Raw genomic sequence first — 8,081 nt, 5'->3', positions numbered from 1 at the left:
CAGCTGCACGTCGAAGTGGCGGAGACCGAGCGTGCGCCGTGACGCCTCGCGGACGGCCGCGAAGGCCTCGGGCAGCAGGTGGTCGAGGCTCTCGCCGTTGGCGTGGCGCTCGCGCAGCCGGGGGGTCTCGTCTTTGAGCTCCTCGTCGGTCAGGCCCTGGAAGTCCTCCTCCAGGGCGTTGATCGCCTTCGCATAGTTCTGGAGCTTGCGAAGGGTGCGACCCTCGCCGACGCGAAGAACCTTTTCAAGAACTGAGGCCACGGAGTTTCTCCCACTTGCAAGTCGTCGCTGCGCTGTGCGCGCAAGCCTAAGACATACTAGTTGCTCCAGTCTGAGCGCCGGGGGCGCAGCAGCTGAGCGCTCGGGGAGAGTCTCCGTGGCCTCGGTGAGGTGCCGGCGCTAGCGGACTGTCACCCCCACGGTCTCGTTCTCGAGCTCGACGAACGGGTCGGCGTTCTCGTCGAGGGCGATGACGCCGTAGTCCCAGCCCTTCCGCCGGTAGACGACGCTCGGCCGCGACGACTCGGAGTCGATGAAGATGTAGAAGTCGTGGCCCACGAGCTCCATGTGGTAGAGCGCGTCGTCGACCGTCATGGGCGTGGCGCCGAACACCTTCTTGCGGATGACGACGGGGCTGTACACCTCCTCCTCGGTCTCCGGGGCCTCCTCGGCGGCCGGAGCGGCCGCGGTGCCGCCGTTCAGCAGCAGGTCGACATCGGCCGGCTGCACGTCGATCGCGGCGAACCCGCCGGTGCTCGCCTCGTGCAGCGACACGGGGCGGTGCTGGCCGCGGTGCACCTTCTTGCGGTCCTTGGCCCGGCGAACGCGCTGCATGAGCTTCGCGATGGCGAGGTCGAAGGCGGCGTACTTGTCGCTCGCCGCGCTCTCGGCCCGCACGAGGGGACCGGGGCCGATGAGCGTGAGCTCCACCCGGTCGTCTCCGCTCTGCACACCCGCCGCGGAGTTGTGACGGCTCACCTTGATCTCGAGCACCTGCGCCTTGTCGGCGAGATGGGCCACCTTGTCGGCCTTCTCGGTCGCGTACTCGCGAAATCGATCCGTGATCCCTAGGTTTCTACCAGTGATGTTGACGTCCATGGAGACCTCCTAGCCGTTGTGGATGGCGCCGGTTCGTCGAAGACGGGACCGTTCGCGCCTTGTGGGGTTCACGTTAGTACGGGCACCCCGGAGTGTCACCGCTTAATCACCTGCCGATCGACTTGCGTTCACCTGTGCGTCGTCGATCCACCGGTGTGTCGCCGCGGCGTGTGTGCCAGGCAGGCTGCCCCCACGACCTCGCCGCCCGCCGCCGTCACGGCCCTGGCGGCCTCGGCGAGCGTGGCGCCGGTGGTCACGACGTCGTCGATGAGGAGGACGGGCCGGCCCTCGAAGGGGCCGCGGGCGCGGAGTGCGCCGTGCAGGTTGGCAACACGTTCGGATGAGGAGAGCCCGGCCTGGTCGCGCACGGAGCGCGCCAGCACGAGTCGCGAGGAGCGGGAGACCGGATGCCCCGCTCGGCGGAGCAGGTCATCGACGGGCCGGAATCCGCGGCGGCGCACAGCTTGCGGAGAGGAGGGCACGGGAACGAGGAGGACGCCCGGGCCCGGCGGCAGGCGGGCCAGGGCCAGGGCCAGGTCCACGGATGCCGCCAGCGCCGGCGCGAGCGCCGCGAGCGCATCCGTCCTCCCCCGCTCCTTCACCGCCCCGAGCACCGCGGCCACCACGCCCCGGTACTCGAGCGCGGCCTGGACGGTGAAGCCGAGGCTGCGGTCGTCCGCCTCGACCGGGAGCGGCTCGAGGTGCGGGCGGCAGGAGGAGCACACTCCACCTCGGAGGCGCACCTCGGAGGCGTCGGCTCCGCACCCGGCGCAGGACGCGGGCACGAGCACGCCGGCCGCCTCCGCGAGCCAGCCCCTCCACCACCAGGCCCGGTCGCGCATCCGCTCATCATCGCGGGGGCGGGCGCCCTGCGGGGCGGCTGCCGACGACCCGGTGGAGAACGATCAGTTCTGCACAGCCAGGCGGGAGATGCCGCCCGCCTGGGTCTGCCACGCGCTCCCCCGCTGCTGCAGCAGACCGCCCTCCGCCGAGAGCACCCGCAGGCCGTCGAGGTCGTTGCCGCCCGCGATCGCCACGGCACCCGTGGGCGAGCCGAGCGAGGTGCTGCGGCCGCCGAGCGTCTGCGTGGTCGCACGGGCCTCGCCCGACGCGAGCCCGGTGACCGAGGCGACCGAGAGCTGGTCGACCCAGGTCGCGCCCACAGGCGTGCCCGGGGTCGTGCGCAGCTCCACGGGCCGGCCCAGCTGCTGCGGCACACCGTCCTGGTTGCGGATGACGGCGGCGACGACGAGCTTGGGCACCCCGTCGACCGAGAGGAACGCGAGAGCGCGCGTGCCGTCCCGGGAGATCTCGAAGCTCGTGATCGAGGTGGCGCCGTCCCAGTTGGTGGGAACGGCCGGCACGGCGCCCTCGGCCCCGAAGGCCGAGAGCTCGGTGGGACTGCCGGAGGGCACCGACCAGACGTAGCCGAAGGGATCGACGGCAGGCGCGATGAGCGCCGGCCGCTGGTCGAGCACCACCGGCGCCTCGCCCGCCCGCACCGCGTACACGCCGCCCGCCGCTGCTCCCACGGCCGCGAGGCCGGCGGTCTCGGAGTACGCCGCCGAGACCGGCTGCAACGACTCCACGCCCGCACTGATGCCCTCGACCGCAGCCACGCCGCCCCCCGCGAGGTAGCCGAACGCGCCGTCGCGCACCACGAGCGGGCGCGAGTCGACACGGGTGGAGGGCTCGGGCGCGAGCGCAGGGGTCGCCGGGATCGGCACGATGTTCTGATCGACCGAGATCGCGATGTTGGAGGCCGAGGCCAGGTCGCTGAGGCTCGCCGAGAGCTGGCGCTGCATGCGCTGGAGGTCGACGGCGTCGGCCTGCAGCACGTTGCTCGAGAGCTCGACCTGCGTCTGTCCGCCCGTGGTGACCACCGCCGGGGTGATGGTCCCGTCCGGGAACGCCGTGACGACCGCGCCGTCGCCGAGCCAGGCCGAGGGACCGACGAGCAGCGCCCGCACGACCCGGGTGCCGACCGCGGTCGAGGTGGGGAACCAGCGGAGATCGGGCACGAGATAGGTGAACGTGGGGTCGTAGAAGTAGAGGGCGTGGGCCGTGAACACCTGGTCGAAGAAGAGCTCCTCGATCACGATGCCGTCGGCGAGGTCGTTGATGCGCCACTCGCCGTCGACCTGTGTGAAGCCGAACTGCAGGGCCGTCGGGGCACCGGGCCCGGTCTCGGTGTAGGAGCCGTTGCCGTCGACCCTGGCGACCTCGGAGACGCTGATCTGCAGCGTCGTGTCGTTGAGCGATGTCGCCGGCCGAGGGCCGGAGTCGACCGTCGTGCCCTCGTTCGGCCGCCAGGCATCCGCCGCGTCGTCGGTGAGGTAGCGGCGGGCGATCGCGTAGTCGTCCTGCGGGCTCTTGGCGGCCAGGATGAAGCCGTTCAGGATCTCCTGCTGGGTGGCTCCGGCCGTGGGGTCGGCGGCCAGGAAGATCACGTCGATGTCGTCATCGGTGCCGATGGCGTCGCCGGTCTCGACCTGGCCCGCGCGCGGGATGCTGCTGCAGGCCGCCAGCACGACGAGGAGGAGGGTCGCCAGCACGGCGGCGGCGGTTCGGCGAGCGCGCTCAGTCATCGTCGCCTCCCTGGGCGGGCGTGGATCCGGTCGAGGAGGCGACCGGCGTGGGCGGTCTCAGCTCGGCGACCGCGGGGACCTCGCCGAAGGCGTCGGCGGGCTCGAGCGGCAGCGGGGGCTCGCCGATCATGCGGCCCTGGATGCGCGGCAGTGTGAGCCGGAAGCAGCTCCCCGCGCCCGGCCGCGACCACACCTCGAGTGCTCCCCCGTGCAGGGTCGCGTCCTCGAGCGAGATGGCGAGGCCGAGGCCCGTGCCGCCGATCGTGCGCTTCCGTGAGGGATCGGCTCGCCAGAAGCGGTCGAACACGCGCTCGGCCTCCTCCTCGCTCATGCCGCTGCCGTAGTCGCGCACCGAGAGCGCCACCGAGCGCTCGTCGCTGTCGACGCTCACCACGATGGGCTTGCCCTCGCCGTGCTCGATGGCGTTGCCGAGGAGGTTCCGCACGATCCGGCGGATGCGGCGGCCGTCGACCTCCGCCTCGAAGTACCCGCCGGGGGCTACGAGCCGCAACGGCGAGCCGGCCTGCTCGGCGAGCGACTCCATGCCCTCCACCGCGTCCTCCGCGAGCCGCACGAGGTTGGTGGGCTCGGTGTCGAGCGACGCGGATCCGGCGTCGAAGCGACTGATCTCGAGGAGGTCGGACAGCAGCACCTCGAAGCGCTCGGTCTGGGTGTGCAGGAGCTCGGCGGTGCGGCCGGTCGCGGGCGGGAACGACTCGCGCTGGTCGTAGAGCACGTCGCCCGCGAGCCGGATGGTGGTGAGCGGGGTGCGCAGCTCGTGCGACACATCGGAGACGAACCGCTGCTGCACCTGCGACAGGTCGGCCAGCTGGGTGATCTGCGACTGCATGCTGTCGGCCATCCCGTTGAACGAGCGGGCGAGCGTGCTGATCACGTCGTCGCCGCGCTCCGGGATGCGCACCTCGAGCTGACCGGCCGCGAGCTTCTCGCTCGTCTCGGCCGCCACCCGGATGGGCTCCACCACCAGGCGCACGATCAGCCACGCCACGAGACCGATCAGGATGATGAGCGCGAGGCCGCCGAGCCACAGGGTCTGCTGCACGAACAGCAGCGTCTGCTCCGCCTCGGCCAGGTTGTAGCCGATGTAGAGCTCGAAGTCGCCGGCACCGGGGATGGTGAGGGGCGAGCCCACGATGATGCCGGGATCCGTGCCGCCCCGCTGGTCGTCGAGCGGCACCGACTGCCAGTGCTGCTGCGCGCCCTCCGGGGTGTCGGCCACCGCCGTGCGGAGCTCGGGGCTGATGACGCCCGTGCGGGCGAGCTCCGGGCTTGCGAACGAGAGCACGGTGGTGGAGCTCGAGGTGCGGCCCGGCGTCGCGTAGAGCGCGATCAGGCGGCTCGACGAGGAGGCGATGATGGCCGACTTGGCCGAGGAGAGAAGGGAGAGCGTGGAGGCCTCGCCCGAGGCATCCGCCGAGTCGAAGATGGTCTGGGCCGCGGTGGCCGCGTTCTTCGACTCGACGAGCACCTGGTTCAGGCGCGACTGGAACAGGTCGTTGCCGATCGAGATCGACATGTAGGTGCCCGTGACGGCCATGGCGAGGGTCGACAGCACGACCGTGATCACGATCGTGCGGAACTGCAGCGAGCGCCGCCACACCCCCACCACGCGCCTCGGCCAGCCGCGCCACCCCCTGGCGCCCTGCACGAGGGCCGGGCCCAGGCGGCTCGTCCTCGGCGGAACGGCGCGTGCGCCGGAGCGCTCGCTCACGACGGGCTCAGGATGCTCCGGCGCGGTAGCCCACGCCGCGCACGGTCATCACGATCTTCGGGTTGTCGGGGTCTTCTTCGACCTTCGCGCGGAGCCGCTGCACGTGCACGTTCACCAGGCGGGTGTCGGCCTTGTAGTGGTAGCCCCAGACCTGCTCGAGCAGCATCTCGCGGGTGAAGACCTGCTGCGGCTTCGAGGCGAGGGCGAGCAGCAGGTCGAACTCGAGCGGCGTGAGGTTGACCCGCTCGGCACCGCGCTTGACCTCGTGGCCCGCCACGTCGAGCGTGAGGTCTCCGATCTGCAGCAGATCGGGCGTCGACTCGGGGGTGGGGCGAAGGCGCGTGCGGATGCGCGCGACGAGCTCCTTGGGGTTGAACGGCTTCACGACGTAGTCGTCGGCGCCGGACTCGAGGCCCTTCACCACGTCGGAGGTGTCGGTGCGGGCCGTGAGCATGATGATGGGCGTTCCGGACTCGGCACGGATGAGGCCGCAGACCTCGATGCCGTCGAGACCCGGGAGCATGAGGTCGAGGAGCACCAGGTCGGGCTTGGCGTCGCGGAAGGCGGCGAGCGCCTCGGCCCCGTCGGCGCAGAACACCGGGTCGAAGCCCTCGGCGCGCAGCACGATGCCGATCATCTCCGCAAGGGCCGTGTCGTCGTCGACAACGAGAATGCGAGGGTCCATGGCGATCAGCGTAGCCGAGCACTTCTCGACGGATGCCGAGAAAACTCGGGGCGAGTGTGAAAGCATGGAGAGCCAGGACGTGGTCGGTCGACACCGGCGCTGGGGGTTAGAGGAACAGCGATGAGCGAGAACGACACGTGGGCCGCGCCGGGGGCCGAGAACCCGCCCCCGCCGCGACTCGAGAAGCCCCGGTACGGGGAGTACGCCCCGCCGCCACCGCCGGCTGAGCAGCCGGCCGCGGCCCCGGCCTACGGGCAGTACCCGCCGCCGCCATCGCCACCCCAGCCCCAGTACGGGCAGTACGCGCCGCCCCCTCCGCCGCAATACGGGCAGTACGCGCCGCCGCCGCCGCTTCCGCCCCAGTACGGGCAGAACCCGCCTCCGCAGTACGGCCAGCCCGCGTTCGACCCGTACGGCCCTCCTCCCACGGGCACCCCCGCCTGGGCGCAGCAGGGCTACGCGCAGCCCGCCCCCACCGGCTGGGCGCCCCCGCCCAAGCCCGGGCTCATCCCGCTGCGACCGCTCGGCTTCGGCACGCTGCTCGCGGCCCCCTTCCAGGTCGTGCGCCGGAACCCCAAGGCCACCTTCGGCAGCGGCCTCATCGTGCAGCTGCTCGTGGTGGTGGCCACGGTGGTGTTCGTCGGGGCCGCCGCCGTCTGGGCGGGCGCCCGCGCCGCCTCCGCGGCCGGCAGCGACCTCGACGCCATCGAGGCGGGCAACGTCGCCATCATCCTGGTCTCGGTGCTCGTGCCGCTCGCGCTCTCGCTCTTCGCCTCCGCCCTCCTCCAGGCGGTGCTCGTGCTCGAGGTGGCCCGCGCCACGCTCGGCGAGAAGCGGAGGCTCGGCGAGCTCTGGAAGGCGGCGTTCCGGCACATCCTGCCGCTCACCGGTTGGTTCGCGCTCATCGCGCTGGCCGTCGTGATCGTGCTCGGCATCGTCGTGGGCCTCATCGTGATCGCCACCGTCACCGGCCCTGCGGGCATCGCCGTGGCCGTCATCGGCATCGTGCTGGTCGCCCTCGCCACCACTGCCGCCGGTGTCTGGCTCGGCACCAAGCTCGCGCTCGTGCCGAGCGCCATCGTGCTCGAGCGGCTCGGCGTCGCCGCGGCCATGCGCCGATCCTGGTCGCTCACCCGCGGGCACTTCTGGCGCACCTTCGGGGTGATCGCCCTCGTCTCGCTCATCCTGAATTTCGCCTCGCAGCTGCTGTCGACGCCGTTCTCGTTCCTCATCTCGATCGTCGCGGCGCTCATCGACCCCAACAACTCGGGCACGGGCATCGTGGCGATCATCGTGCTCTACTTCATCTTCATCGCCTTCACCATCATCATCTCGGCGCTGGCCTCCGTGGTGCAGGCGGCCACCGTGGCGGTGGTCTACCTCGACCTGCGGATGCGCACCGAGGGCCTCGACATCGAGCTCACCCGTTTCGTCGAGTCGCGTCAGGACGGCGACGAGTCCTGGCCCGACCCCTACCTGCCCCGGCGCGCCGGCTGACCCGTGCTCATCCGTGACGTGCCCGTGGAGCCGGACGCCGAGACCGCTCGGGACTGGCTCCTCGGCGAGCTCTCGAAGCCGCCCTACCAGGCCGCGCGCCCGAGCTGGTTCGACCGCATCGCCGAGAGCATCGGCGACTGGCTGGACTCCCTGCGGGTGCCCGACGGCGCCGGGCTCTCGGGGCTCGTGCCGCTCATCGTGGTGCTCGTCGTCGTGGCGCTCATCGTGGTCGCGTTCCTCGTGTTCGGCCGGCCGCGGCTGAATCGGCGCAGCCAGGTCAAGCCGGGAGCGCTCTTCGGCGCCGACGACGCGCGATCGGCCGCCGAGCTGCGGGCCTCGGCCGCCCGCGCCGCCGCCCAGGGCGACTTCACGGTGGCGGTCGAGGAGGCGTTCCGCGCTCTCGCCCGTCAGCTCGCAGAGCGCACCGTCGTGCTCACGGCGCCCCGCACCACCGCCCGAGACTTCGCGCTGCGCGCAGGCG

Annotated in this window: 7 protein-coding genes and 1 pseudogene; 2 read left to right on the top strand and 6 right to left on the bottom strand. The window is 71.8% G+C overall.

The genetic code is table 11. The features are described 5' to 3' along the window. From Q0D57_RS18555 to mtrA, 6 genes and pseudogenes are all read right to left on the bottom strand, one after another. Positions 1-261 (bottom strand): annotated as a pseudogene (locus tag Q0D57_RS18555) (hypothetical protein); the annotation flags it as partial. Between the two features lie 138 nt (positions 262-399). Next, positions 400-1,098 (bottom strand): ribosome-associated translation inhibitor RaiA, encoded by a 699-nt coding sequence (gene raiA / locus Q0D57_RS18550; RefSeq protein WP_291046847.1) that lies wholly within the window; start codon positions 1,096-1,098, stop codon positions 400-402. A 128-nt stretch (positions 1,099-1,226) separates the two neighbouring features. After that, complete coding sequence (locus tag Q0D57_RS18545) at positions 1,227-1,940, bottom strand: phosphoribosyltransferase family protein (RefSeq protein ID WP_291046837.1); 714 nt, start codon at positions 1,938-1,940, stop codon at positions 1,227-1,229. 63 nt (positions 1,941-2,003) lie between these two features. After that, positions 2,004-3,686: an LpqB family beta-propeller domain-containing protein gene (locus Q0D57_RS18540; protein WP_291046836.1), complete on the bottom strand. Its 1,683-nt coding sequence runs from the start codon at positions 3,684-3,686 to the stop codon at positions 2,004-2,006. Beyond that, the gene (gene mtrB, locus Q0D57_RS18535) at positions 3,679-5,418 is read right to left on the bottom strand and encodes an MtrAB system histidine kinase MtrB (RefSeq protein WP_366518645.1); all 1,740 of its coding nucleotides are present in this window, start codon (positions 5,416-5,418) and stop codon (positions 3,679-3,681) included. Before mtrB ends, Q0D57_RS18540 begins: the two co-directional genes overlap by 8 nt. Positions 5,419-5,425: 7 nt before the next feature. Further along, entirely contained in the window at positions 5,426-6,103 is a 678-nt protein-coding gene (gene mtrA, locus Q0D57_RS18530; protein WP_291046835.1) for an MtrAB system response regulator MtrA, read from the bottom strand. Between the two features lie 120 nt (positions 6,104-6,223). Between mtrA and Q0D57_RS18525 the strand changes: the two genes are divergently transcribed. Continuing rightward, positions 6,224-7,600 carry a hypothetical protein gene (locus tag Q0D57_RS18525; RefSeq protein WP_291046833.1) on the top strand — a complete coding sequence of 459 codons (1,377 nt, stop codon included), beginning with the start codon at positions 6,224-6,226 and terminating at the stop codon, positions 7,598-7,600. A 3-nt stretch (positions 7,601-7,603) separates the two neighbouring features. Beyond that, the coding region (locus Q0D57_RS18520; RefSeq protein WP_291046832.1) for a hypothetical protein at positions 7,604-8,081 on the top strand (478 nt) is incomplete at its 3' end.

The sequence above is a fragment of the Herbiconiux sp. genome, from assembly GCF_023264895.1.
Lineage (GTDB): Bacteria > Actinomycetota > Actinomycetes > Actinomycetales > Microbacteriaceae > Herbiconiux.
This window is presented reverse-complemented; position numbering and strand designations above follow the sequence as displayed.